Here is a 25934-nt window from a genome sequence, read left to right as displayed (position 1 = left end):
TCGCCTAGGCTCGGCATGCCCGCAGTCAGGCATTGCTCCGTGGGCCCGCCGCGATCGGCCATCCCTGGCCGTGTCGCGGCTACCCCGGCATCCATGCCGGGGTGCCCACTGCGCAATACCTGCCTGCGGCCAGCGTGGTTTGACGGGGCGCCTAAGATCAAAAGCCAGATCAAAAGCAGAGCAACAGCAAAGCCAGAGCGCGAAGCTGCATTCCCCTGTAGGAGCTGGCTTGCCTGCGATGGCGGTGTATCAGACAATACATTTATCGACTGATACACCGCCATCGCAGGCAAGCCAGCTCCTACAGGAGTCCGCGCACGCCTCGATGATCAGGTCGGCTGTCAGGCCGCCTCGCTTTGCTTGTGATTTTGATCTTAGGCACACCGAGGCTAGGCGAGGTGCCGAGTGGTGGGGCAAGAGCCCTTTGGTTACTTTGGGCTGGGCTGGCACTCCGGCTCTTTTCCAAAGTGACCCGCCGTCAGGGCGGAACCCTAAGTGGCCGTAACCGCAGCAATGGATATGTACACAGACCGAGAAGAGAGTTGTGTAGATACCTATGGCCATCGCAAGCAAGCCAGCCCCCACAGGGATTTACTTGGCCGTCAGGCCGCCGGGCATTCCCGGTGCAACGCTGCCTCGACTAACAACTGCGCCATCTCGATCAATTGCACCACCGCCATCACCTGCTTACGGCTCGAGCCTTCAAGATGCTCGGTGCAGTCGTACGCACTGACCGCCGCCGACTCGAGCATTTCACAGGCGTTGCTCAACGCCTCTTCGGTGCTGAGACCGGCTGCGAATGCAGTGCGTATTGCTTGAACGCACGTTGTGCCGCTTCGTGGAGTTTGCTGTCGTTCAGGGAGTAGCCCGGGCTAGGCGTGACTTTTTTCATACGGTTGCTCCTGGAGTTAAAGGAGCCGCCACAATCACTTCCACATGATGGGTGGCGACTGTACGCAGGTGTGGAAGACCGCACTCCAGGGCCCCGGCGCACGCGAAGGTGCCCCGCGCACAGCCGCCATATAGCTGCGTGAAAAAGGGCGACGACCGAGGAATGGAGACCCGGCAGGGCTGGACCCTCCTGCGTACAGCTCGCCCAACATGATGTGTGCCTGTTAAATGATGAACCGTAGGGAATGATCCTCATATGCATGGGAATTGTCCTTCGGCTGTTCCAACCTTTCATAAAACCTTCATCAAACCGCCCCCCTGCCGTCATGTGCAAGTCATAGCCCTGACACCTCCCGCGCCTACTGTCGTTTGAACTCAAACACAGCCCCGCAAGGCTGTTCAAACCAGACAGAGAAGCCCATGAATCCCGCTATCCATGTCGATCGCCTGAACAAGACCTTTGCGAAGAAAACCGCGTTGGTCGACCTCGAACTCACCATCGCCAGCGGCGAGATGGTCGCCCTGATCGGTGCGTCCGGCTCCGGCAAGTCCACGTTGTTGCGCCACCTCGCGGGGCTGGCCTGTTGCGACAAGGGCAACGGCGGCAGCGTCAAGGTGCTGGGCCGGGAGGTGCAGGCCAGTGGGCGGTTGAGTGGCAAGGTGCGGCGGTTGCGCGCGGATATTGGCTACATCTTCCAGCAGTTCAACCTGGTCAATCGCCTGAGTGTGATCGACAACGTGCTGCTCGGTTGCCTGGGCCGGGTCCCGCGCTGGCGCGGCAACCTCGGGTTGTTCAATACCGAGGAAAAGCAGTTTGCCATGGAATCCCTGGCACGCGTCGGCCTGGCGGACCTGGCCCAGCAGCGCGCCTCGACCCTGTCCGGTGGCCAGCAACAACGGGTGGCGATTGCCCGGGCGTTGACCCAGCGTGCCGAAGTGATCCTCGCCGACGAACCCATCGCCTCCCTGGATCCGGAGTCGGCGCGCAAGGTCATGGAGATCCTCGCCGATATCAACCGCCGTGACGGCAAGACCGTGGTGGTGACCCTGCATCAAGTCGATTACGCCATGCGTTATTGCCCGCGCGCCGTAGCGCTCAAGGGCGGGCGCATTCATTTCGATGGGCAGGGCCGCGAGATGAGCAGCCAGTTTCTCAACGACCTGTACGGTGCCGACGTCGACACTAGCCTGATGTTTTGCGAACCGCCGCGCCGTTCCGAACTGCCCCAGCGCCTGGCCCTGGCCCGCGCTTGAACCCCCACTCACGATCCCTAGGAGTCGCCTGCATGTTGAACCGTATCGGTCATGTTTTCCTGTCTGCCGTGTTGTTGGCCAGCGTCGCCATGGGCAATGCCCAGGCCGCCGACAAGGCCATCAACTTCGGCATCATGTCCACCGAGTCTTCGCAGAACCTCAAGAGCATCTGGCAGCCGTTTCTCGATGACATGCACAAGAAGACCGGCCTGACCATCAACGCCACCTTCGCCTCCGATTACGCCGGCCTGATCCAGGGCATGCGCTTTAACAAGGTCGATGTGGCCTGGCTCGGCAACAAGGCAGCGATGGAGGCGGTGGACCGCTCCAACGGCGAGATCTTCGCCCAGACCGCCGCTGCCAACGGCGCCGCCGGCTACTGGAGCCTGCTGATCGTACGCAAGGACAGCCCGCTCAACTCCGTCGAAGACATGCTCAAGAACGCCAAGAGCCTGACCTTCGGCAATGGCGACCCGAACTCCACCTCGGGCTACCTGGTGCCGGGCTACTACGTGTTCGCCAAGAACAATGTGGATGCCGCCACCGCCTTCAAGCGCACGCTCAATTCCAGCCATGAAGTCAACGCACTGAGCGTGGCCAAGGGGCAGTTGGACGTGGCCACCTTCAACACCGAAAGCTGGGACCGCCTGGAAGTGACCAAGCCGGACAAGGCCGCCCAACTCAAGGTGATCTGGAAATCGCCGCTGATCCCCGCCGACCCGCTGGTGTGGAGCAAGGCCCTGACTGACAGCGAGAAGAGCAAGATCCGCGATTTCATCTTCAGCTACGGCGACACCGATGAAGAGAAGGCGGTGCTCAAGAACATGCAGTTGGGCAAGTTCCTCGCGTCCACTGACGACCAGTTGCTGCCGATCCGCCAGCTGGAACTGTTCAAGCAACGCACCACCATCAGTGCCGACAGCAAGCTGGCCGAGGCAGATAAAGCCAAGAAGCTGGCGCAGATCGACGCCGACCTGGCCACGCTGCAACAGCGCCTGAGCGAGCTGGACAAGAAACCCGCCGCCAACGGCTAACCCCCCTGTGGGACCGGAGCCTATGTGTGAACTGAGCCTATGTGTGAACGGGCTTGTGTGGGAGCGGGCTTGCTCGCGAAAGCGGTGAGTCAGTCGCTGGATGTGTTGAATGACACACCGCTTTCGCGAGCAAGCCCGCTCCCACCCACCCACACACACACACACATAGGCCCGGCTCCAACCATTATCGAGAGTGATCCATGACGACCTTGCACGCTGAAGCCGTGGGTAAAAGAACCTGGCCGCAATACCTCGGCTGGGGCCTGTTCCTGGTGCTGCTGGCCTGGGCCTGGAAAGGCGCAGAAATGAACCCGCTGGCGCTGTACCGCGACTCGGGAAACATGGCGACCTTCGCCGCCGACTTCTTCCCGCCGGACTTCCACGAATGGCGCTCCTACCTCAAGGAAATGATCGTCACCGTGCAAATCGCCCTCTGGGGCACGGTGCTGGCGATTGTCTGCTCGGTGCCCCTGGGCATCCTCTGCGCCGACAACATCACCCCCTGGTGGATTCACCAACCCCTGCGCCGGGTGATGGATGCCTTCCGTTCGATCAACGAAATGGTGTTTGCCATGTTGTTCGTGGTGGCGGTCGGGCTTGGTCCGTTTGCCGGTGTGTTGGCCCTATGGATCAGCACCACCGGGGTGCTCGCCAAGCTGTTTGCCGAAGCCGTCGAGGCCATCGACCCAGGCCCGGTGGAAGGGGTGCGCGCCACCGGTGCCAGCGCCTTGCAAGAGGTGATCTACGGCGTGATCCCGCAAGTCATGCCGCTGTGGGTGAGCTACGCGCTGTACCGCTTCGAGGCCAATGTGCGCTCGGCGACGGTGGTGGGCATGGTCGGCGCGGGCGGCATCGGCGTGATCTTGTGGGAGAACATCCGCGCCTTCCAGTTCGTGCAGACCTGCGCGGTGCTGCTGGTGATCATCGTGGTGGTAAGCCTGATCGACGTGCTGTCCCAGCGCCTGCGCAAGCGGTTTATCTGACCTTGGAGGGGTGCCTGCGGGCGCTTTTTTTAAAGCATGCAGTTGTCTAGACAAGATGAACCGGTGTACCGCGAACTCGCCGATATCCTGCGCCGCGAACTCAGCGGCTACCAGGCCGGGGAGTTCCTGCCGGGCGAGGTGCAGTTGGCCGAACGCTTTGGCGTCAACCGCCACACCCTGCGCCGCGCCATTGATGAACTGGTGTTCGAAGGCAGCCTGCTGCGCCAGCAGGGCAAAGGCACCCAGGTGCTGGACCGGCCGCTGATCTACCCGATGGGCGCCGACACCGCCTACAGCCAATCGCTGTCGGCCCTGGGGCATGGCGTGCAGGCGCTGCTGCTCAAGCGCCGCTACTGCTACGCCAGCCGCGAAGAAGCGCAGCACCTGGGCATCGCCGAAATGGCACCGATGATCGAGCTGCAAACCCTGCGCAAGCTCAACCAGCAGCCCGTCAGCCTGATCCGCCATCGCTACTGCGCCAGCCACGCGCCGTTGCTGGCGCACTACAACGGCGGCTCCCTGCGCCAGTACCTACGCGAGCGCGACCTGCCGCTGACCCGCACCCTGAGCCTGATCGGTGCGCGCCTGCCCAACCGTGATGAAGCCGCGCTGCTGATGATGCCCCGGCACTTGCCGGCCTTGACCGTATTCACCCTTTCCCGCGATCGCGATGGCCGCCCGGTGGAGCTGGCGCAGTCCACCAGCCGTTCGGATCGCTTCCAGTACCAGGTGGTGACTTGATGGAGACCCCGATGAATCTGTCCCCGCGTCAGCATTGGATTGGCGTACTTGCCCGCGCCCAGCTCAATGAACTGCAACCCCACGAAGCGGCATTGAAGGACGCCGAGTACCAACTGATCCGCGCCCCGGAAATCGGCATGACCCTGGTGCGCGGGCGCATGGGCGGCAATGGCGCGCCGTTCAACGTCGGCGAAATGACGGTGACCCGCTGTGTGGTGCGCCTGGCCGATGGCCGCACCGGCTACAGCTACCTGGCGGGGCGCGACAAGGTCCACGCCGAACTGGCGGCCCTGGCCGATGCCCATCTGCAAAACGCGCAGCCGAGCCCTTGGCTCACGGATTTGATTAGCGCCCTGGCCCAGGCCCAGGCCCGGCGTCGCGCGCAAAAAGAAGCCGACACCGCGGCCACCAAGGTCGAGTTCTTCACCCTGGTGCGAGGAGAAAACTGATGCACGCTCAATTATTGCAACCGGCGTTTGTCGACCCTGTACTGGATGCCCAGCGCAGTTTTCGCGCGGCGCTCAAGGCCTTGGCCGAGCCGGGTTTGCTCCAGCACTTGCCGGCAGCCCCGCACCTCGATGGCCTGGCGCCCGCCACCTATGCCTTGTGCCTGGCGCTGCTGGATGTCGACACGCCGCTGTGGCTGGCACCTGGCTTCGACACGCCGCTGATCCGCGCCAACCTGGCCTTCCACTGCGGCTGCCCGTTGGTCGCGCGCCGGGAGGAGGCTGCGTTTGCCTTGCTCGGCGAGCCGGACCTGCTCGACCTCAGCGGCTTCGACCACGGCAATGATCGTTACCCCGACCAGTCCTGCACCTTGCTGGTCCAGCTTACTGACCTGGACGCCGGGCGCGCCTTGCTCTGGCGCGGCCCGGGCATCCAGGCCCAGCGCCGGGTGCAGGTGCCGGTGCCGCCGGTGTTCTGGCTGGAGCGCCAGCGCCGTGAAGCCTTCCCCCGTGGCCTGGACGTGTTGTTCAGCGCCGGCCATCACCTGCTCGGCCTGCCGCGCAGTAGCCGCATCACACAGGAGCACGCCTGATGTACGTAGCCGTCAAGGGTGGCGAACAGGCCATCGACAATGCCCACCGCCTGCTGGCGAAAAAACGCCGGGGCGACCCGGCCGTGCCGGAGCTGCGCGTCGAGCAGATCCGCCAGCAACTGCCCCTGGCCGTGGCGCGGGTGATGAGTGAAGGCTCGCTGTACGACGAAGAACTGGCCGCGCTGGCAATCAAGCAGGCGGCGGGGGACCTGGTAGAAGCGATCTTCCTGCTGCGCGCCTACCGCACCACGTTGCCGCGTTTCAGCCCGAGCCTGCCGATCGACACCGCGCAGATGTCGTTGAGCCGGCGGTTGTCGGCCACCTTCAAGGATGTGCCCGGCGGCCAGTTGCTCGGCCCGACCTTCGACTACACCCATCGCCTGCTGGATTTCGCACTGCTGGCCGAGGGTGAGTATCCAGGCCCGCAGTCCACGGCGGATGCGCAACTCGAACCGTGTCCACGGGTGCTGGGGTTGCTGGCCAAGGAAGGCCTGATCAAGCACGAAGCCGACGACCACGCCCGTGTCGCTGACATCACCCGCGACCCGCTGGAGTTCCCCGCCAGCCGTGCCGAACGCCTGCAAGCCCTGGCCCGTGGCGATGAAGGGTTTTTGTTGGCGCTGGGCTATTCGACCCAGCGTGGCTACGGGCGCAATCACCCGTTTGCCGGGGAGATTCGTATCGGTGAAGTAGAGGTATGGATCGATCCCGAAGAGCTGGGCTTTGCCATTTGCCTGGGCAGCATCGAAGTCACCGAGTGCGAGATGGTCAACCAGTTCGTCGGCTCAGCCACCGAGTTGGCGCAGTTCACCCGGGGCTATGGCCTGGCGTTCGGGCATGCCGAGCGCAAGGCCATGGGCATGGCCCTGGTGGACCGCTCGCTGCGTGCCGAGGAGTACAGCGAAGAGATCGTCTCGCCGGCCCAGCGCGAAGAGTTCGTGCTGGCCCATTGCGACAACGTCGAGGCCGCCGGTTTTGTCTCGCACCTAAAACTGCCGCACTACGTGGACTTCCAGGCCGAACTGGAACTGATCCGCAAACTGCGCCAACCGGCCGAGGGCACCCGCCATGAATGACGCCGCCTACAACTTCGCCTACCTCGACGAACAGACCAAACGCATGATCCGCCGCGCCTTGCTCAAGGCTGTGGCGATTCCCGGTTACCAAGTGCCGTTCGGTGGCCGCGAGATGCCGCTGCCCTATGGCTGGGGCACCGGCGGCATGCAATTGACGGCGGCGATCCTCGGCGCCGACGACGTGCTCAAGGTCATCGACCAGGGCGCCGACGACACCACCAACGCCGTGTCCATCCGGCGCTTTTTTGCGCGCACCGCCGGCATCGCCACCACCGAAGCCACCCCCGACGCCACAGTGATCCAGACTCGCCATCGCATCCCGGAAACCCCGCTGCAGGCCGGGCAGATCATGGTCTACCAGGTGCCGATCCCCGAGCCGCTGCGCTTTATCGAGCCTTCGGAAACCGAGACCCGCACCATGCACGCCCTCAACGATTACGGGGTGATGCACGTAAAACTCTATGAAGACATCGCCACCTTCGGCCACATCGCCACCGCCTATGCCTACCCGGTGATGGTCGACGAGCGCTATGTGATGGACCCCTCGCCGATCCCCAAATTCGACAACCCGAAACTCGACATGAGCCCGGCGCTGATGCTGTTCGGTGCCGGCCGCGAAAAGCGCCTGTACGCGGTGCCGCCGTACACCCAGGTCAACAGCCTGGACTTCGAGGACCACCCCTTTGAGGTGCAGAAATGGGAACACCACTGCGCCATCTGTGGCAGCCATGAATCGTTCCTCGACGAGCTGATTCTCGATGACGCCGGGACCCAGAGTTTTGTGTGTTCCGACACCTGGTACTGCGCCCAACGGGTCAAGGAGAACAACCAGTGAGCCAGCCGTTATTGCAAGTGCGCGACCTGTCCCTGCTGTATGGCCCGCAGAAGGGCTGCCAGGAGGTGAGTTTTGATCTGTACCCCGGCGAAGTGCTGGGGATTGTCGGCGAGTCCGGTTCGGGTAAATCCACCTTGCTCTCGCTGTTGAGCGGGCGCTTGCCGCCCCAGGCCGGCAGCGTCGGCTATCGCAGCAAGGACGGCGAATGGCTGGACCTCTATAGCGCCAGCGAAGCCGAACGCCGCACTTTGCTGCGCACCGAATGGGGTTTTGTTGAACAGAACCCCCGCGACGGCCTGCGCATGGGCGTGTCGGCCGGCGCCAACATTGGCGAGCGCCTGATGGCCCAGGGCGTGCGCAACTATCAGCAACTGCGCGGCGCCGGCCTGGATTGGCTGGGCCAGGTGGAGATCGACCCGCAGCGCATCGACGACCTGCCGCGCACTTTCTCTGGCGGCATGCAGCAGCGCCTGCAAATCGCGCGCAACCTCGTTTCCAGCCCGCGCCTGGTGTTTATGGACGAGCCCACCGGTGGCCTCGATGTGTCGGTGCAGGCGCGCCTGCTCGACCTGCTGCGCGGCCTGGTGCGCGAGCTGGACCTGGCGGTGGTGATCGTCACCCACGACCTGGCGGTGGCGCGCCTACTGGCCGATCGCCTGATCGTGATGCGCCGCTCGCGGGTGGTGGAAACCGGGCTTACGGACCAGATCCTCGACGATCCACAGCACCCTTACTCTCAACTGCTGGTGTCCTCGGTATTGCAGCCATGACAAATGCCTTGATCGAGGTCCGCGACCTCTCGAAAACCTTCACCTTGCACCAGCAGAACGGCGTGGTGCTCAACGTACTGCGCGGGGTGGCGTTCAGCGTGCAGGGCGGTGAATGCCTGGTGCTGCACGGCCAGTCCGGTGCCGGTAAAAGCACCTTGCTGCGCACCTTGTATGGCAACTACCTGCCGGCCGGAGGCAGCATCCGCGTGCGCCATGCCGGGCAATGGCTGGAACTGGTGGGCGCCGCACCCCGGGACATTCTCCAGGTACGCCAGCAGACCCTGGGCTATGTCAGCCAGTTTTTGCGGGTGATCCCCCGGGTTGCCTGCCTGGATGTGGTGATGGAGCCCGCGCTGGCCCGTGGCTGGACGAAGGCTGACGCCCAGGCCCGTGCCGAGCATTTGCTGGCGCGCCTGAATATCCCCCGACGCCTGTGGCAACTGGCGCCGGGCACGTTCTCCGGGGGCGAGCAGCAGCGGGTCAACATCGCGCGTGGGTTCATGGTGGCTTGGCCGGTGATGTTGCTGGACGAACCGACAGCCTCCCTGGATGAGCGCAACCGCCAGGTTGTCCTGGAACTGATCAACGAAGCCAAGGCCGGCGGTGCCGCACTGATCGGCATCTTCCATGACCGTGCCGCCCGTGAGGCGGTGGCCGACCGCCATTTGGACATGACGCCCGCTGTGATCACCGATGAGGACTACGCCGATGCCCGCTGAACAGATCCTCAGTAATGCCCAGTTGGTTACCGCTGATCGTGTATTTCTCGGCAGCCTGGTGCTGCGTGACGGGGTGATCGTCGACCTCGCCGAAGGCCGCAGCCAGTTGCCCCAGGCCCAGGACCTGGGCGGTGATTTCCTGCTGCCGGGGTTGGTGGAGTTGCACACCGACAACCTGGAAAAACACATGACCCCGCGGCCCGGCGTGGACTGGCCGTCGACCTCGGCGGTGCTCAGCCATGATGCGCAGATCATCGCGGCCGGTATCACCACGGTGTTTGATGCGGTGTCCATCGGCGACGTGAACCCCAAGGGCAATCGCATGCAGAAACTGCCGGCGATGCTCAATGCCATTGCCTCGGCGCAAGAGGCCGGCCTGACCCGCGCCGAACACCGCCTGCACTTGCGTTGCGAGTTGTGCCACCCGGACACCTTGAGCGTGTTCCGCGATCTGGTGGAAAACCCGCTGGTGCAATTGGTGTCGGTGATGGACCACTCGCCGGGCCAGCGCCAGTTTGTGCTGCAGTCCAAGTACCGCGAGTACTACATGGGCAAGTACCACCTGGACGAGGCAACCATGGATGCGTTCGTGGTGCTGCAAATGGCCAACTCCAAGACCTACAGCGACCGCTATCGCGCCGCCATCGTCGAGCATTGCCTGGCGCGTGGCTTGTCGGTGGCCAGCCATGACGACGCGACCCTGGCCCATGTCGAGGAGTCGGCGCGCTACGGCATGAACATCGCCGAGTTCCCCACCACCCTGGAAGCGGCGCGCGGATGCCGGCAATTGGGCATGAAAGTGCTGATGGGCGCGCCGAACGTGGTGCGTGGCGGGTCCCACTCGGGTAATGTGGCCGCCGCCGGCCTGGCCGCGGAAGGATTGCTGGATATACTTTCCAGTGACTACTACCCGGCCAGCCTGTTGCCAGCGGCCTTTGCCCTGGCGGCCCAGGACAATGACTGCGATCTGCCCCAGGCGATCCAAATGATCAGCCTGGCCCCTGCGCACGCGGCGGGCCTCAGGGATCGCGGGGAAATTGCCCTGGGCCTGCGCGCGGACCTGGTGCAAGCCAGGGCCCAGGGCGGGCTGCCGGTAGTCCAACAAGTCTGGCGACAAGCCAAGAGGGTGTTTTGATGGCGGGCAGGTTGATCTATCTCATCGGGCCATCGGGTTCGGGCAAGGACAGCCTGTTGGATGCCGCGCGCGGGCCATTGGCCGAGCGCGGTTGCCGCATTGTGCGACGGGTCATCACCCGTTCGGCCGAAGCGGTGGGCGAGGCCGCCCAGGGTGTGAGCCCCGAGCAATTCGCCGCGCTGCAGACCGAGGGCGGCTTTGCCCTCAGTTGGCATGCCAATGGCCTGTCTTATGGCATTCCACGGCAGATCGACGACTGGCTGGCGGCCGGCGACGATGTGCTGGTCAATGGCTCCCGTGGCCATCTGGCGCAAACCCGCGCGCGTTATCCGACGTTGTTGGTGGTCTTGCTGACCGTGGACCAGGCGGTATTGCGCCAACGCTTGCTGGCGCGGGGGCGCGAGTCGGTGGCAGAAATCGACGCGCGCCTGGCACGCAATGCGCAGTTTCGCGACAGCCTGCAGGCCGCGCCCGGGGTATTGCTGCTGGATAACTCCGGGCCGTTGGCGCACACCGTCGCCCGGTTGCTCAAGTGTCTGGACGAGGGGCACTCGGCATGCGCCTGACCCTGCTGGGCACCGGCGATGCCCGCCAAGTCCCGGTGTATGGCTGCGAATGCGCGGCCTGCGTCCTGGCGCGCAGCGATGAGCGTTTGCGCCGCCGCGAGTGCAGCGCGCTGATCGAATGCGGCGACCAGCGCTGGTTGATCGACAGCGGCCTGACGGACCTGACCGAGCGTTTCCCGCCCCGCAGTTTCAACGGCATTTTGCAGACCCACTACCACGCCGATCATGCCCAAGGCCTGCTGCATCTGCGCTGGGGCCAGGGCCTGATCATCCCGGTGCATGGCCCGGCAGACCCCGAGGGCCTGTCGGACCTCTACAAACACCCCGGCATCCTCGATTTCAGCCAGCCCTTTGCCGAGTTCGAGACCCGGCAATTTGGCGAGCTGGCGGTCACCGCGTTGCCCCTGCAACATTCCAAGCCGACCTTCGGCTACCTGCTGCAAGGGCAGGGGCGGCGCCTGGCCTACCTGACCGACACCACGGGGCTGCCCCCGGCGACCGTCGACTGGCTGCGGCGCGAGCCCCTGGACGTGCTGGTCATCGACTGCTCGATGCCACCGCAACCCCAGGCGCCGCGCAATCACAATGACCTGACATTGGCCCTGCAATGCATCGACGCGTGCGGCGCCGAGCTTGGCGTGCTGACCCACGTCGGGCACACCCTGGATGCCTGGCTGTTGCAGCATCGCAGTGAACTGCCGCCGCATGTGACGGTGGGTTGGGATGGGCGGGTGCTCTAGCTCAAGGGGGACCTTGGGGTTACGCTGAAAATGGCGAGCGAATATTTCTCGGGATGGAGAACATGTCCCGTAGGGCATTCGGCTTTTGCTGGCATTTTTTTAATCGCCGTCAGCCACTTGAACGGGTTTTTTCGAGGTCGATTCACGGGGCTGGAGTGTAAGAGTCCATGTGTTTTGTGAGCAAATCCCACAGCAGGCCAAAACGTTTCAATCAGACTTAAAACCCAGGTGGCAAGGCAGGTTTCCTGCATGAAAGATTAGCCGCAGATGACGGTGGTCCAGGCAGTTTTCACTGATGTTGGGCGCTGTTACTCCCGCCACTAATCGTTTCGGAGATCGCCATGTGTCAGATAGGCCACGCAGGTACTCACCCAGCTCACCATCCAGCAGAAACGGACCCGCCGTCCAAGGCGCAGTTTTACGGCCGTGGAAAACGCTCCTTGAACACCGATCAGGTCGCAAGGCACCTGACGCGCAGTGGTATGCGCTTTTACGATCGAGACCGGGACGGCAAGACCCAGGTTTCTTTCAATCTTCGCGGGTTCACCGAACCACAGAAAGGCTGTGCCCGCCGGGCCCTGGAGGCTTGGCAGGACGTGGCCGATATCAGCTTTCATGAAAATGCGCGCAAGGCAGATGGATCGATTCAAGTCACTGGTTCCAATCGCATGGAAAGTGGCGTGGCATGGGGTCCTGATCGACATAACTCCGGCGCGCGTGCCATGGTCGGGACACGCCGGGCGGCACATGCACCTCAGGAAGGGAGTTATTTCAACACCACTATGGTGCATGAGATCGGCCATTGCCTGGGGCTGGCCCACCCCGGGGAGTACAACGGCGGGGGGACGTACGAAAGGGATGCGACGTTCGCGCAGGACACCCGGGCCGGCACGGTCATGAGTTACTGGGCCGAGACCAAGCACGCCGGTCATGATTTCCGGGGGCTGATGCCCTCGGCACCGATGATGCATGACATCGCGGCGATTCAGAAAATGTATGGGGCCAACCACAAAACCCGTAGTACAGACACAACCTACGGCTTCAACTCCAATACCGGGCGTGACGTCCTGAGCCTCAAGAATGCACGCGAGGCGGCGCTGTTTTGTGTGTGGGACGGGGGCGGCAACGACACCCTGGATTTTTCCGGGTATGGGCAGAACCAGAAGATCGACCTCAATGCAGAATCATTCTCGGACGTCGGCGGCCTGCGCGGTAACGTCTCCATCGCCAAGGGCGTGACCCTGGAAAATGCCGTCGGCGGTTCTGGCAATGATGTGCTGACGGGCAATGATGCGGACAATCGCCTCAAGGGCGGCGCCGGGGCAGACAGGCTGCGCGGGGGGGAGGGCGCTGACACTTTCGTTTACGACAAGGCCAGTGACTCCACGCCGCGCAACCCTGATCGGATCGCGGATTTTACCAGTGGTACCGACAAGATCGATGTGTCCGGGGCCCTGAGAGAAGCCGGTATCAAGGGCCTCACGTTCTCCAGTCAATTCACCGGGCAGCCCGGCAATGCGGTGCTCCGCTACCAGGAGAGTACCGGGCGTGGCAGCCTGGCGATTGATATGAACGGCAATGGCAAACCTGATCTGCTGGTGATCACCACCGGCAAAATCGCACAGGCCGATATCGTGACGGGAGGGCAGGCGCCCACTCCGTCGCCGCGACCTACGCCTACGCCGGCCCCTGTACCGGAGCCAGGAACCAGCGCTTCGCTCCTTGCGACGGTAGCGAGTTTTCTCCTGCAAACCCTCACCATGTTCCAGTCGCTCTTACGCATGCTGGAGAAGAGCCACCGGTGAACCCCAGGCCGGGGCCCGAGCGTACTGGCGTCGTGTCGAACGTCAGGCGCTCACCGCCGATGCCGCCCGAGACACACTCAAGAACCGCAACAGCGCCACCAGCGGGAACAGGCTGCCCACCACGATCACCCCAAGCCAGCCGCCGTGCTCATACACGCTGCTGGCAATCGCTGAGCCGAAGGCGCCGCCGATGAAAATGCTGGTCATGTACAGCGCGTTCAGGCGGCTGCGGCTATGGGCGTCGAGGGCGTAGATGCTGCGCTGGCCAAGGACCATGTTCATCTGCACGCAGAAGTCCAGGACCACGCCGGTCACCGCCAGGCCAATCACGCTGTAGATCGGGTGGATAAACGCCGGCAGAAAACTCAGCGCGGCAAACAGCATCGCCAGCAGCGAGGCGCGGTGGGTATGGCCAGCATCGGCCAGGCGCCCGCTGATAGGGGCGGCAATGGCGCCGAGGGCACCGACCAGGGCAAACAGGGCAATTTCGCTTTGGCTCAGCCCATGGTTACGCGACAGCTCCAGGGGCACGGCGGTCCAGAACAGGCTGAAGGCCGCAAACAGGCAACCCTGGTAGAACGCCCGTTGACGAAGCAACGGTTGTTCGCGCAGCAAGGTGCCCAACGAACGCAGCAACTGGGCATAGCTGGCGCTGTGATCCGGCTGGCGCTTGGGCACGGTCAACAGCAGTACCACGCTGATCAGGACCATCATTGCCGCCGCCGCCATGAACATCGCGCGCCAGCCGAAGTGGTCAGCCACCAGGCTGGACACCGGCCGTGCCAGCAGGATGCCCAGCAACAGGCCGCCCATGATGCTGCCCACCACCCGGCCACGGGATTCGGCGGGCGCCAGGTGCGCGGCCAGGGGAATCAGAATCTGCACCGACACGGAGCTGAAGCCGATCAGCAACGACACCAGCAGGAACAGGTTCGGCTGCTCGGCAAAGGCCGCGCCCAGCAGGCTGGCAATGGCGACCACGGTGGTGATGATCATCAGCCGGCGGTTTTCCAACAGGTCGCCCAGCGGCACCAGGAAAAAAAGGCCCAGGGCGTAGCCGATCTGGGTCAGGGACACGATCAGGCTGGCCATGGCCGGCGTCAGGCCGATGTCCGGGGCAATCAGTTCAATGATCGGTTGGGCGTAGTAGATATTGGCGACGATAGCGCCGCAGCAGAACGCGAACAGCAGCACCATGCCACGGGTCATGGTGGCGGTCGCGGGCGGAGTAGCGGTCATGGTGTTCTCGTTAAAACGGGGAAGGAGGATGCGAAGGGTAAAGGGTAGGCGAGGGACGAGGTAAGTGTTACTGATGATTTCAGACATGCCTGGCATTAATGTCTTGCGCACAACCCAATGTGGGAGCGGGCTTGTCGGATCGCCGCATCGCCGCGATGGCGGCGTATCAGGTTAGAAATACCTGGCTGATACACCGCTGTCGCGAGCAAGCCCGCTCCCACATTGTTGAGCGTGTCCGGTCAGTTACTGGCCGTTGTAGATCTGGTCGAACACTCCACCATCATTGAAGTGGGTCTTCTGCACGGTGCGCCAGTCACCAAAGGTCTTCTCCACCGACAGGAAGTCGACTTTCGGGAAGCGATCGGTGTACTTGGCCAGCACCTTCGGGTCCCGTGGACGCAGGTAGTTGTTGGCTGCAATTTCCTGGCCTTCGGCCGACCACAGGTATTTCAGGTAGTCATCGGCCACTGCACGGGTGCCCTTTTTATCGACCACTTTGTCGACCACCGACACCGGCGGCTCGGCTTCGGCAGAGACGCTTGGGTAGATCACTTCGAACTGGTCGCGGCCGAATTCACGGGCAATCATTTCCGCTTCGTTTTCAAAGGTCACCAGCACGTCGCCGATCTGGTTGGTCATGAAGGTAGTGGTCGCGGCACGGCCACCGGTATCGAGCACCGGAGCTTGCTTGAACAGCTTGCCGACAAAGTCCTTGGCCTTGTTTTCATCGCCTCCGTTCTTGAGCACATAGCCCCAGGCCGACAGGTAGGTGTAGCGCCCGTTGCCGGAGGTCTTGGGGTTGGGCACGATCACCTGCACGCCATCTTTGAGCAAGTCCGGCCAGTCTTTGAGGGCCTTGGGGTTGCCCTTGCGCACGATAAACACGGTGGCGGACGTGAACGGTGCGCTGTTGTTCGGCAGGTGGGTGACCCAGTTGTCGGGCACCAGTTTGCCGTTGTCCGCCAGGGCATTGATGTCGGTGGCCATGTTCATGGTGATCACGTCAGCCGGCAGGCCGTCGATGACCGAGCGCGCCTGTTTGCTGGAACCGCCGAAGGACATCTGCAAGGTCAGCTTGTCGTTCGGGTGTTCGGCTTGCCAGTGCTTCTGGAACGCCGCGTTGTAGTCCTTGTAGAAGTCACGCATCACGTCATAGGAGACGTTGAGCAGGGTGGTCGAGGCGGCCTGGGCGCCGACAGACAGTGCGAGGCCTGCGGCCAGGAGCGAAGCGCTAACAAGTTTTTTCACTGCTCATTCCTTGTTGTTCGAGAAGGTAGTGGCTTATAGCCCACGACTATAGCCGGGGCGGCATAGACGCTTAAAGATTAAAAAGAACTTTGCTTATTCCACTTTTTTATAGAGGCCGTTGCCACAGCGTGAACAGAAGGCCGCATTGGGTTCGTGGCTGCTTTTCTGGCACACCGGGCAGTCGTGTTGCAGTTGCTCGCCGCGCATGGCGTTGGCCAGTTCGGCGGTAAAGATCCCGGTGGGCACGGCGATGATCGAGTAGCCGGTGATCATCACCAGCGAGGAGATCACCTGGCCCAGCGGGGTCTTGGGCACGATGTCGCCAAACCCCACGGTGGTCAGGGTCACGATAGCCCAGTAGATGCCCTTGGGGATGCTGGTAAAGCCGTGCTCCGGGCCTTCGATCACGTACATCAGGGTGCCGAACACCGTTACCAGGGTGCAGACGCTGACCAGGAACACCACGATCTTCTGCTTGCTGCCGCGCAGCGCCGACATCAGGTAGTTGGCCTGCTTGAGGTAGGGGCCGAGCTTGAGCACCCGGAAGATCCGCAACATGCGGATGATGCGGATAATCAGCAGGTACTGGGCGTCGCTGTAGTACAGGGCCAGGATGCCGGGGACGATGGCCAGCAAGTCCACCAGCCCGTAGAAACTAAAGGCATACCGCAACGGTTTGGGCGAGCAATACAGGCGCAGGCCGTACTCGATGAGGAAAATCAGCGTGAAGCCCCACTCGATATAGGCCAGCACATCGGCGTAGTTCTGGTGGATCTGGTCGATGCTGTCGAGCATCACGATCACCAGGCTGGCGAGGATGATCAGCAGCAAGATGCCGTCAAAACGCCGCCCGGCCACCGTGTCGCTCTGAAATACCATGACGTAGAGCCGCTGGCGCCAGTCGTTGTTGCTGTCCATGAAGTCCGCCTGAATCGTAGGTCTGCGAAGCCTAGGGGGATTCGAACGGGCTGTCCACGTTGACCCTGTGCCGCAGGCGCAACGTCGCGCGCACCAACCAGCAGGCGAGGATAAACGGTGCAGTCAGCGGCGCCAGGTGCAGGCCGGCAAAACCCGGGGCAAGCAGGCTGGCCAGGAGGATGCCGAGCAACGGCAGCCAGGGTTGGCGCCGGTAGTGGCTGAGGGCCAGGGCGGCAAGTGCCGGGTTATAGCTGTGCAGGCCGAGCAGGGCGCCGGCGGGGTCGTCGAGCAGCAGGCCGAGCACCACGCCGCTGCCGGCCCCGAGCATCGCCCACAGCGCCGCGCGAGGGCTGGCCAACAGCAGGCCAAGGGCGATCAGCAGGCCGGCCAGCGGTCGATCCAGCAGCACGACCTGGCCCAGCCCGACCAGTGGCGCGCTCAGCCAGTCCAGGGGGGTGGCGGCAATGAGGGGCAGGGTGGCCGGTGAGACCGTGCCGAGCAGCAGCCAGCCTAACCCGACGAAGGGCACCGTATAGGCGGGCAGGTCATCGCCATGGGCCATGCGCTTGACCCATTGCCGGGTCAGGATCGCACTCAGGCCGCCGCACGCCAGGATCAGCGGCGGCAGCAATGCTGACCAGGCAAAGTGCTGGCCGATCAGCAGCCCCAGTAACACACCGTTATAGCTATAGAGCCCGGCCTGGCGCTCGGCCTTGGGATAGTCGCGGCGCTGGGCCGTGAGCAGGCCGGCGACCCCGCCCAGCAGCGCACCGCCGAGCAGGGCCGGGGCGCAGGCGAGGATCGCCAGCAGGCAGAGCAGGCCACACAGCGGGTGGCGTTGCAGGAAGATCTGGCTGAAGCCGTTGAGCAGGGCTTCGGCCCAGTCGGGGCAGGTTGGGTTGGGCATGGTGGGTAAGTCAGTAAGACCGAGTTGCCCCCATCGCGAGCAAGCCCGCTCCCACATTTTGATCTGCGAACACGGTCAAATGTGGGAGCGGGCTTGCCCGCGATAAGGCCCGAACAGACGCTAGATCAACGTCTCGATACGCAGCGAGTTGGTCGACCCCGGCTGCCCAAACGGCACCCCCGCAGTGATCAACAGCGTATCCCCACGCTGCGCCATGCCTTGGGCCTGGGCGATTTCCAGCGCTGTGGAACACACCTCGTCCACCTGCCGCAAGCGGTCATTGACCACCGAATGCACGCCCCAGGCCACGCTCAAGCGGCGCGCGGTGGACAGGTTCGGCGTGAGGTTGAGGATCGGCACCGCCGGCCGCTCCCGCGCCGCGCGCAGGCTGGAGCTGCCCGACTCGCTGTAGTTCACCAGCACCGCCACCGGCAGGATGCTGCTGATCCGGCGGATCGCGCAGCTGATGGCATCGGACACGGTGGCGTCGGCCTTGGGCCGGCTTACATCCAGTTGGGTCTGGTAGTCCGGGCCGTTCTCCACCTGGCGAATGATCTTGCTCATCATCTGCACGGCTTCCAGCGGGTATTCGCCGGACGCGGTTTCGGCCGAGAGCATCACCGCATCGGTGCCCTCGGCCACGGCATTGGCCACGTCCGTGACTTCGGCGCGGGTCGGGGCCGGCGAGAAACGCATGGATTCGAGCATCTGCGTTGCCACCACCACCGGTTTGCCCAGTTGGCGGCAGGTGCTGATGATGTCTTTCTGGATTTGCGGCACGCTTTCGGCCGGCACTTCCACACCCAGATCGCCTCTGGCGACCATGATCGCATCGCTCAGCTCGGCGATTTCCTGCAGGTGGCGCACCGCCGAGGGCTTCTCGATCTTCGCCATCAAGAACGCCTTGTCGCCGATCAGTTCGCGCGCTTCACGGATGTCTTCGGGGCGTTGTACAAACGACAGCGCCACCCAGTCCACGCCCAGTTCCAGGCCGAAACTCAGGTCGCGGCGGTCCTTGGCGGTCAGTGGGCTGAGCTCCAACAAGGCTTGTGGGACGTTCACCCCTTTACGGTCGGACAGTTCGCCGCCATTCAACACCGTGGTGTCGATCGCATCGGCATGCTTGGTAATCACCCGCAGGCGCAGCTTGCCGTCATCGAGCAACAGGTCCATGCCCGGTTCCAGGGCCTTGATGATTTCCGGGTGGGGCAGGTTGACCCGTCGCTGGTCGCCCGGCGTGGGGTCGAGGTCCAGGCGCAACGCCTGGCCACGCACCAGTTGCACTTTGCCTTCGGCGAAACGCCCGACCCGCAGCTTCGGCCCTTGCAGGTCCATCAGGATCCCCAGCGGGTAATTGAGCTGGCGCTCGACCTGGCGGATCCACTGGTAGCGCTGGGCATGGTCGGCGTGATCGCCATGGCTGAAGTTCAGGCGGAAGATATTCACCCCGGCTTCCACCAGCTCGCGGATGTCATCGATACCGTCGGTGGCCGGCCCCAGGGTGGCGAGGATTTTGACTTTCTTGTCAGGCGTCATGGGCAGCAGTCTCAAGTATCAAAATGGCGCGGAAGTCGTTGACGTTGGTACGGGTCGGCTCGGTGACGATCAGCGCGTCGAGTGCCGCGAAATAGCCGTAGCCATTGTTATTGTCCAACTCATCGCTGGCCGACAGGCCCAGGGCCTCGGCGCGCGCGTAGCTGGTGGGGGTCATGATTGCCCCGGCGTTGTCTTCGGAACCGTCGATGCCGTCGGTATCACCGGCCAGGGCGTACACGCCAGGCAGGCCCTTGAGGCTGTCGGTCAGGCTCAGCAGGAACTCGGCGTTGCGTCCGCCACGGCCATTGCCGCGCACGGTCACGGTGGTCTCGCCGCCGGAGAGGATCACGCAGGGCGCCGCCAGCGGCTGGCCGTGCTGCACGATCTGCCGGGCGATGCCGGCGTGGACCTTGGCCACATCCCGCGCTTCGCCTTCCAGGTCGCCGAGGATCAGCGGGCTGAAGCCGGCCTGGCGCACTTTGACCGCCACCGCTTCCAAGGACTGTTGCGGTCGCGCGATCAATTGGAAATGGCTGCGCGCCAGGCACGGGTCACCGGGTTTGACGGTCTCTGACTCCGGGTTCTGCAACCAACTGCGCACCGAGGCTGGCACTTCGATCTGGTAACGCTTGAGGATCGCCAGGGCCTGTTGCGAGGTGCTCGGGTCGCCTACGGTCGGGCCGGAGGCAATCACCGTGGCCTGGTCGCCCGGCACATCGGAAATCGCGTAGGTGTAGACCGTGGCCGGCCAGGCGGCCTTGGCCAGTCGCCCGCCCTTGATCGCCGAGAGGTGCTTGCGCACGCAATTCATCTCGCCGATGGTCGCGCCGGATTTGAGCAGGGCTTTGTTGATGGCTTGTTTGTCGGCCAGGGTGATACCCGCCGCCGGCAACGCCAGCAGCGCCGAACCGCCGCCGGACAGGAGGAAGATCACACGGTCGTCTTCGCCAAGGTTGCTGATCAGTTCCAGCACGCGCTTGGCCACGGCCTGGCCAGCGGCATCGGGCACGGGGTGCGCGGCTTCGACCACTTCGATTTTCTGGCAGGGCGCGCCGTGACCGTAGCGTGTGACCACCAGTCCCGAAACCTCGCCCTGCCAGCTGTTTTCCACGACCAGGGCCATGGCGGCCGCAGCTTTACCCGCGCCGATCACGATCACGCGGCCGCTGCGGTCGGCGGGCAGATAAGGTTCGAGGACTTGCCGGGGGTGGGCAGCGTCGATGGCTGTGGCAAACAGCTCGCGAAGCAGGTGTTGCGGATCGACCGACATAAGCGGGCTCCCGGGTTCTTGTTATTGGGTTTGCAACGTGGAATGAGGGCCAAATGTGGGAGCTGGCTTGCTTGCGATGGCGGTGTGTCAGGCGATTAATCTGTCACTGAACGACCGCTATCGCAGGCAAGCCAGCTCCTACCAGGGATTGCATTGAAAAAGGGGCGGTTACTTATCGCGAATCGAGAAATTCGCCATATGTTCCAGGCCCTTGATCAGCGCCGAATGGTCCCAGTTGCCGCCGCCAATCGCGGTGCAGGTGCTGAACACTTGCTGGGTGCCGGCGGTATTGGGCAGGTTGATCCCTAGCTCCTTGGCGCCGGCCAGGGCCAGGTTCAGGTCCTTCTGGTGCAGGTTGATCCGGAAACCCGGGTCGAAGGTGCCCTTGATCATCCGCTCGCCATGCACTTCGAGAATCTTCGAGGAGGCGAAGCCGCCCATCAGCGCTTCGCGGACCTTGGCCGGATCGGCGCCGTTTTTCGCGGCGAACAGCAGCGCTTCGGCCACCGCCTGGATGTTCAGGGCAACGATGATCTGGTTCGCCACCTTGGCGGTCTGGCCGTCGCCATTGCCACCCACCAGGGTGATGTTCTTGCCCATGCTCTGGAACAGCGCCAGGGCGCGTTCGAAGGTCTGCGGCTCGCCACCGACCATGATGCTCAGGGTCGCGGCCTTGGCGCCGACTTCACCGCCGGACACTGGTGCGTCGAGGTACTGCGCGCCAGTGGCGTTGATCTTTGCGGCAAAGGCCTTGGTGGCGGTGGGCGAGATCGAACTCATGTCGATCACCACTTTGTTCGGCGACAGGCCAGCCGCTACGCCGTCGGCGCGGAACAGCACGTCATCGACCTGGGGGGTATCGGGCACCATGACGATGATGAATTCCGCTTCCTGGGCCACTTGCTGCGGGTTGGCCAGGGCCACGGCACCGGCGGCGACCAGCTCGGCGGGCGCCTTGCCGTGGTGCTCGGAGAGGAACAGTTGGTGACCTGCTTTCTGCAGGTTCGCGGCCATGGGTTGGCCCATGATGCCGGTGCCGATAAAGCCGATTTTAGCCATGATGAAGTCCTCTTTTTATTCGTTATGCAGGTTTTGCACTGCCCCCGTGGGAGCTGGCTTGCCTACGATGGCGCCACCTGGGTATGCCTGATACACCGAGGTGTCTGCATCGCAGGCAAGCCAGCTCCTACAGGTTTTTATGGGGTTGGTCAGATCGCGTTATGGCTCTTGAGCCAGCCAAGACCGGCCTCGGTCGTGGTCAACGGCTTGTACTCACAGCCGACCCAACCCTGATAGCCAATGCGCTCCAGATGCTCGAACAGGAACCGGTAGTTGATTTCACCGGTGCCCGGCTCGTTGCGCCCCGGGTTGTCCGCCAGCTGGATATGGTTGATCTGATCCAGGTGCGTGGCCATGGTGCGGGCCAGGTCGCCTTCCATGATTTGCATGTGATAGATGTCGTATTGCAGGAATAGGTTGGCGCTGCCCACCTGTTCGCGAATCGCCAGGGCCTGTGCGGTGTTGTTCAGGTAGAAGCCGGGAATGTCGCGGGTGTTGATCGCTTCCATCACCAGCTTGATGCCCACCGCTTGCAGCTTGTCGGCTGCGTACTTGAGGTTGGCGACGAAGGTTTTTTCCAGGGTGGCGTCGTCCACGCCGGCAGGGCGAATCCCCGCCAGGCAGTTGATCTGGGTATTGCCCAGTACCTGGGCGTAGGCGATGGCCAGGTTGACCCCAGCGCGAAACTCCTCGACCCGGTCCGGGTGGCAGGCCAGGCCGCGCTCGCCGCTGGCCCAGTCACCGGCGGGCAGGTTGAACAGCACTTGGGTCAAGCCGTGGGCGTCGAGCTGCGCCTTGATTTCGGCGGAGCTGAACTCATAGGGGAACAGGTATTCCACCCCGCTGAAACCGGCATCGGCGGCGGCTTTGAAGCGGGCGAGAAAGTCCTGTTCGGTGAACAGCATGGACAGGTTGGCGGCAAAACGCGGCATGGGGTTCTCCTTAATCGAGCAATGAAATGGCAGTCGGTGCGTCGTTGCCCACCAGTGCCAGATCTTCGAATTCATTGACGGCGTTGATCTCGGTGCCCATGGAAATATTGGTCACGCGCTCCAGGATGATCTCGACAATCACCGGCACCTTGAACTCTTCGATCATTTCCTGGGCCTTGCGCAGCGCGGGCTGGATCTGGCCCGGCTCGAACACACGCAGGGCCTTGCAACCCAGGCCTTCGGCGACGGCAACGTGGTCGACGCCATAACCGTTGAGTTCCGGGGCGTTGAGGTTGTCGAAAGACAACTGTACGCAGTAGTCCATTTCAAACCCGCGTTGGGCCTGGCGGATCAGCCCCAGGTAGGAGTTGTTCACCACCACGTGGATGTACGGCAGCTTGAACTGCGCGCCCACGGCCAGCTCTTCGATCATGAACTGGAAGTCATAGTCGCCGGACAGCGCCACTACCTTGCGGCTCGGGTCGGCCTTGACCACGCCCAGCGCAGCGGGGATGGTCCAGCCCAGCGGGCCGGCCTGGCCGCAGTTGATCCAGTGGCGTGGCTTGTAGACGTGCAGGAACTGCGCACCGGCAATCTGCGACAGGCCGATGGTGCTGACGTAGCAGGTGTCTTTGCCGAACACCTGGTTCATCTCTTCGTACACCCGTTGCGGCTTAACCGGAACGTTGTCGAAGTGGGTCTTGCGGTGCAGGGTGGCTTTGCGCTGCTGGCAATCGTGCAGCCAGGCGCTGCGGTCCTTGAGCTTGCCGGCGGCTTTCCACTCGCGGGCCACTTCGATAAACATCGTCAGCGCGGCACCGGCGTCGGACACGATGCCCAGGTCCGGGGTGAACACCCGACCGATTTGCGTCGGTTCGATGTCGACGTGAATGAACTTGCGACCCTCGGTGTACACCTCCACCGAGCCGGTGTGACGGTTGGCCCAACGGTTGCCGACACCCAGGACCACGTCGGACTTGAGCATCGTAGCGTTGCCATAACGGTGCGAGGTTTGCAGGCCGACCATGCCCACCATCAGCGGGTGATCGTCGGGAATGGTGCCCCAGCCCATCAGCGTCGGGATCACCGGGATACCGGTCAGCTCGGCGAATTCCACCAACAGTTCGCTGGCGTCGGCATTGATCACGCCGCCACCGCTGACCAGCAGCGGGCGTTCGGCCTGATCGAGCATCGCCAGGGCCTTCTCGATCTGGATCCGCGTGGCCAGTGGCTTGGCCAGGGGCAGTGGCTGGTAGGCGTCGATGTCGAACTCGATCTCGGCCATCTGCACATCGAATGGCAAGTCGATCAGCACCGGGCCGGGGCGGCCGGAGCGCATTTCATAGAAGGCTTTCTGGAACGCATACGGCACCTGGCCAGGTTCCAGCACGGTGGTTGCCCACTTGGTCACTGGCTTGACGATACTGGTGATGTCCACGGCCTGGAAGTCTTCCTTGTGCATGCGGGCACGGGGCGCTTGCCCGGTGATGCACAGGATCGGGATCGAATCGGCCGAGGCGCTGTACAGGCCGGTGACCATGTCGGTGCCCGCCGGGCCCGAAGTGCCGATGCACACGCCGATATTGCCGGCCTTGGTGCGGGTATACCCCTCGGCCATGTGCGAAGCGCCTTCCACGTGGCGAGCGAGGACGTGATCGATGCCGCCGACCTTTTGCAGGGCCGAATACAACGGGTTGATCGCAGCGCCTGGGATGCCGAAGGCGGTATCTACACCCTCACGACGCATCACCAGGACAGCGGCTTCGATTGCTCTCATTTTGCTCATGGTTTTGGTGCCTCTTGCGTTTTGTAATTGTATACAAGTGGTGTTGCTTCAAAGTGTATTCACGGCGAGCTACGCAGGTCAATCCATTTTGTTCTCGGGCCTGTGCATTCGTCGGAAGGCTTTTTAGCGGGAGTATTTCGACGTGTGGTGCGTATCTTTCGAAATATTGTATACAAAAAATAAATCTATTGTGTTCTATTTGTTGCATCCGGCTTCTGATCAATCAGAGCCCCAAGGCTTTCTCAATAACAAGATAAGGACGGCACCCATGAGCGCTCTAACCTTGAAAGTCGCAGTCAACCTGGTCAGCCAGGCCATCACCGCAGGCCGCACCATTGCCGCTGCACCGCTGACCATCGCAGTGCTCGACAGCGGCGGGCACCTGATCACCCTGCAACGGGAAGACGGCGCCAGCCTGCTGCGCCCGCAAATTGCTATCGGCAAGGCCTGGGGCGCGATTGCCCTGGGTAAGGGCTCGCGTTTGCTGGCGCTGGATGCCCAGCAACGGCCGGCATTTATCGCTGCACTGAACAGCCTGGGGCAGGGCGGCGTGGTGCCGGCGCCGGGCGGGGTGTTGATTCGGGATCAGGCGGGGGTGGTGCTGGGGGCGATCGGGATCAGTGGGGATACGTCGGATATTGATGAGCAATGCGCGATCAGCGCGATTGAAGGGGTGGGGTTGTTGGCGGATGCGGGGGTGAGTGCTTGATTTCTCCGGGCTTGTAAGAACCTCATCGCGAGCAAGCCCGCGTTTTGACCTGTGAACACGGTCAAAATGTGGGAGCGGGCTTGCTCGCGATAGGGCCGACTCGGTCTTGAATCTAAACCCAAATTGCATCCCACAACGGATAGTCGCCAATCCTCTCCACCAACCCCGCCCTCAATGGATTGGCCACCACATACCTGGCCATCTTCACTAGGTCATCTTCCCTACGCAGCGCGCGATCATGAAAGCTGGTTTGCCAAAGCCTCCCCTTGCGGGCAGTGGTGCCATTGACTGAGCGAGTGCTTTTGGATTTCACCTGGCACATCAAGTCACCCAGCGAACCTTTTTGCAGTTGGATCAACCAGTGGAAATGGTCGGGCATCACCACCCAGGCCAGAGAGTGCGCCAGCCCTTGATATTGGGCGAGCCTGAACTGCCAGACCACCAGGCGGCCGAGATGGAAATCGCTGAAGATTGGTGTGCGTTCGTGGGTGTTGGTGGTGATCAGGTAGATGTGGTTGGTTTCGCTGAACCGCCCGATGCGTAGGCGGTGTGAGGTGGCTCGATCAGGCATTCCGTTGCCTCTCTTCAGATGGGGTCTTGAGAGGCTAGATCGGGGAGCTTGAGGCTGATGGGCAGGCTTTTGGCAGGATGTGTCTGGGAGGGCACTTTCGCGAGCAAGCCCGCTCCCACATGGGATCTTTGTTGTTCATACATTTTGTGTCTGGCACAGATCTAGTGTGGG

General features: G+C 63.0%; 27 protein-coding genes. 15 read left to right on the top strand and 12 right to left on the bottom strand.

What is annotated here, in order from left to right:
• Nucleotides 1-602: 602 nt before the first annotated feature.
• Both ACO77H_RS19695 and ACO77H_RS19690 read right to left on the bottom strand, forming a co-directional pair.
• Nucleotides 603-770 (bottom strand): DUF6124 family protein, encoded by a 168-nt coding sequence (locus ACO77H_RS19695; RefSeq protein ID WP_170042572.1) that lies wholly within the window; start codon nucleotides 768-770, stop codon nucleotides 603-605.
• Nucleotides 767-892: a hypothetical protein gene (locus ACO77H_RS19690; protein ID WP_432754471.1), complete on the bottom strand. Its 126-nt coding sequence runs from the start codon at nucleotides 890-892 to the stop codon at nucleotides 767-769. The genes ACO77H_RS19695 and ACO77H_RS19690 overlap by 4 nt, the downstream gene beginning before the upstream one ends.
• A gap of 419 nt (nucleotides 893-1311) precedes the next feature.
• On the opposite strand from ACO77H_RS19690, the gene phnC reads away from it, so the two are divergent.
• From phnC to ACO77H_RS19620, 14 genes are all read left to right on the top strand, one after another.
• The gene (gene phnC / locus ACO77H_RS19685; RefSeq protein ID WP_432754470.1) at nucleotides 1312-2145 is read left to right on the top strand and encodes a phosphonate ABC transporter ATP-binding protein; all 834 of its coding nucleotides are present in this window, start codon (nucleotides 1312-1314) and stop codon (nucleotides 2143-2145) included.
• A 32-nt stretch (nucleotides 2146-2177) separates the two neighbouring features.
• Entirely contained in the window at nucleotides 2178-3179 is a 1002-nt protein-coding gene (gene phnD, locus ACO77H_RS19680) for a phosphonate ABC transporter substrate-binding protein (RefSeq protein ID WP_432754469.1), read from the top strand.
• A 200-nt stretch (nucleotides 3180-3379) separates the two neighbouring features.
• Nucleotides 3380-4162: a phosphonate ABC transporter, permease protein PhnE gene (gene phnE / locus ACO77H_RS19675; protein ID WP_032859104.1), complete on the top strand. Its 783-nt coding sequence runs from the start codon at nucleotides 3380-3382 to the stop codon at nucleotides 4160-4162.
• 36 nt (nucleotides 4163-4198) lie between these two features.
• On the top strand, nucleotides 4199-4903 hold the full coding sequence (phnF, locus tag ACO77H_RS19670) for a phosphonate metabolism transcriptional regulator PhnF (protein ID WP_432754468.1): 705 nt from the start codon (nucleotides 4199-4201) through the stop codon (nucleotides 4901-4903).
• Between the two features lie 11 nt (nucleotides 4904-4914).
• Complete coding sequence (phnG, locus tag ACO77H_RS19665; protein ID WP_169956419.1) at nucleotides 4915-5352, top strand: phosphonate C-P lyase system protein PhnG; 438 nt, start codon at nucleotides 4915-4917, stop codon at nucleotides 5350-5352.
• Entirely contained in the window at nucleotides 5352-5942 is a 591-nt protein-coding gene (gene phnH, locus ACO77H_RS19660) for a phosphonate C-P lyase system protein PhnH (protein WP_170042627.1), read from the top strand. Before phnG ends, phnH begins: the two co-directional genes overlap by 1 nt.
• Nucleotides 5942-7018, top strand: a complete 1077-nt coding sequence (locus ACO77H_RS19655; RefSeq protein ID WP_432754467.1) for a carbon-phosphorus lyase complex subunit PhnI — start codon at nucleotides 5942-5944, stop codon at nucleotides 7016-7018. Before phnH ends, ACO77H_RS19655 begins: the two co-directional genes overlap by 1 nt.
• The gene (locus ACO77H_RS19650) at nucleotides 7011-7853 is read left to right on the top strand and encodes an alpha-D-ribose 1-methylphosphonate 5-phosphate C-P-lyase PhnJ (RefSeq protein WP_432754466.1); all 843 of its coding nucleotides are present in this window, start codon (nucleotides 7011-7013) and stop codon (nucleotides 7851-7853) included. The genes ACO77H_RS19655 and ACO77H_RS19650 overlap by 8 nt, the downstream gene beginning before the upstream one ends.
• Complete coding sequence (gene phnK, locus ACO77H_RS19645) at nucleotides 7814-8623, top strand: phosphonate C-P lyase system protein PhnK (protein ID WP_169956506.1); 810 nt, start codon at nucleotides 7814-7816, stop codon at nucleotides 8621-8623. Before ACO77H_RS19650 ends, phnK begins: the two co-directional genes overlap by 40 nt.
• The gene (gene phnL, locus ACO77H_RS19640; protein WP_432754465.1) at nucleotides 8620-9342 is read left to right on the top strand and encodes a phosphonate C-P lyase system protein PhnL; all 723 of its coding nucleotides are present in this window, start codon (nucleotides 8620-8622) and stop codon (nucleotides 9340-9342) included. The genes phnK and phnL overlap by 4 nt, the downstream gene beginning before the upstream one ends.
• Nucleotides 9332-10477, top strand: coding sequence for an alpha-D-ribose 1-methylphosphonate 5-triphosphate diphosphatase (locus tag ACO77H_RS19635; RefSeq protein ID WP_432754464.1), 1146 nt, complete (start codon nucleotides 9332-9334; stop codon nucleotides 10475-10477). Before phnL ends, ACO77H_RS19635 begins: the two co-directional genes overlap by 11 nt.
• Nucleotides 10477-11043, top strand: coding sequence for a phosphonate metabolism protein/1,5-bisphosphokinase (PRPP-forming) PhnN (phnN, locus tag ACO77H_RS19630; RefSeq protein ID WP_432754463.1), 567 nt, complete (start codon nucleotides 10477-10479; stop codon nucleotides 11041-11043). Before ACO77H_RS19635 ends, phnN begins: the two co-directional genes overlap by 1 nt.
• Nucleotides 11034-11783: a phosphonate metabolism protein PhnP gene (gene phnP, locus ACO77H_RS19625; protein ID WP_170056971.1), complete on the top strand. Its 750-nt coding sequence runs from the start codon at nucleotides 11034-11036 to the stop codon at nucleotides 11781-11783. Before phnN ends, phnP begins: the two co-directional genes overlap by 10 nt.
• Before the next feature lie 440 nt (nucleotides 11784-12223).
• Nucleotides 12224-13588, top strand: a complete 1365-nt coding sequence (locus ACO77H_RS19620) for a M10 family metallopeptidase C-terminal domain-containing protein (RefSeq protein ID WP_432754462.1) — start codon at nucleotides 12224-12226, stop codon at nucleotides 13586-13588.
• 42 nt (nucleotides 13589-13630) lie between these two features.
• Here the strand turns inward: ACO77H_RS19620 and ACO77H_RS19615 are convergent, their stop codons facing one another.
• The 9 genes from ACO77H_RS19615 to gcl form a co-directional block, all read right to left on the bottom strand.
• The gene (locus ACO77H_RS19615) at nucleotides 13631-14827 is read right to left on the bottom strand and encodes an MFS transporter (RefSeq protein ID WP_170042633.1); all 1197 of its coding nucleotides are present in this window, start codon (nucleotides 14825-14827) and stop codon (nucleotides 13631-13633) included.
• Nucleotides 14828-15070: 243 nt separating this feature from the next.
• Nucleotides 15071-16075 carry a sulfate ABC transporter substrate-binding protein gene (locus ACO77H_RS19610; RefSeq protein WP_432754461.1) on the bottom strand — a complete coding sequence of 335 codons (1005 nt, stop codon included), beginning with the start codon at nucleotides 16073-16075 and terminating at the stop codon, nucleotides 15071-15073.
• A gap of 93 nt (nucleotides 16076-16168) precedes the next feature.
• Nucleotides 16169-16993, bottom strand: a complete 825-nt coding sequence (locus ACO77H_RS19605; RefSeq protein ID WP_169956441.1) for an ion transporter — start codon at nucleotides 16991-16993, stop codon at nucleotides 16169-16171.
• A gap of 31 nt (nucleotides 16994-17024) precedes the next feature.
• Complete coding sequence (locus ACO77H_RS19600; protein ID WP_169956443.1) at nucleotides 17025-17900, bottom strand: urea transporter; 876 nt, start codon at nucleotides 17898-17900, stop codon at nucleotides 17025-17027.
• Between the two features lie 120 nt (nucleotides 17901-18020).
• A complete protein-coding gene (pyk, locus tag ACO77H_RS19595; protein ID WP_169956445.1) occupies nucleotides 18021-19436 on the bottom strand; it encodes a pyruvate kinase in 1416 nt (471 codons plus the stop codon).
• A complete protein-coding gene (locus ACO77H_RS19590) occupies nucleotides 19426-20706 on the bottom strand; it encodes a glycerate kinase type-2 family protein (protein WP_169956447.1) in 1281 nt (426 codons plus the stop codon). Before ACO77H_RS19590 ends, pyk begins: the two co-directional genes overlap by 11 nt.
• A gap of 168 nt (nucleotides 20707-20874) precedes the next feature.
• Complete coding sequence (locus tag ACO77H_RS19585) at nucleotides 20875-21765, bottom strand: 2-hydroxy-3-oxopropionate reductase (RefSeq protein WP_169956449.1); 891 nt, start codon at nucleotides 21763-21765, stop codon at nucleotides 20875-20877.
• A gap of 149 nt (nucleotides 21766-21914) precedes the next feature.
• A complete protein-coding gene (gene hyi / locus ACO77H_RS19580; RefSeq protein ID WP_169956451.1) occupies nucleotides 21915-22697 on the bottom strand; it encodes a hydroxypyruvate isomerase in 783 nt (260 codons plus the stop codon).
• 10 nt (nucleotides 22698-22707) lie between these two features.
• Complete coding sequence (gene gcl / locus ACO77H_RS19575) at nucleotides 22708-24483, bottom strand: glyoxylate carboligase (protein WP_432754460.1); 1776 nt, start codon at nucleotides 24481-24483, stop codon at nucleotides 22708-22710.
• A 268-nt stretch (nucleotides 24484-24751) separates the two neighbouring features.
• Between gcl and ACO77H_RS19570 the strand changes: the two genes are divergently transcribed.
• The gene (locus ACO77H_RS19570; RefSeq protein ID WP_170056975.1) at nucleotides 24752-25192 is read left to right on the top strand and encodes a GlcG/HbpS family heme-binding protein; all 441 of its coding nucleotides are present in this window, start codon (nucleotides 24752-24754) and stop codon (nucleotides 25190-25192) included.
• A gap of 112 nt (nucleotides 25193-25304) precedes the next feature.
• On the opposite strand, the gene ACO77H_RS19565 is transcribed toward ACO77H_RS19570, so the two are convergent.
• A complete protein-coding gene (locus ACO77H_RS19565) occupies nucleotides 25305-25763 on the bottom strand; it encodes an REP-associated tyrosine transposase (protein WP_170056976.1) in 459 nt (152 codons plus the stop codon).
• Nucleotides 25764-25934 lie beyond the last annotated feature (171 nt).

The organism is Pseudomonas sp. WMBT8 (assembly GCF_050916005.1).
GTDB lineage: Bacteria > Pseudomonadota > Gammaproteobacteria > Pseudomonadales > Pseudomonadaceae > Aquipseudomonas.
The sequence above is the reverse complement of the archived record's forward strand: the minus strand, read 5'-3'. Positions and strand labels throughout refer to the sequence as shown.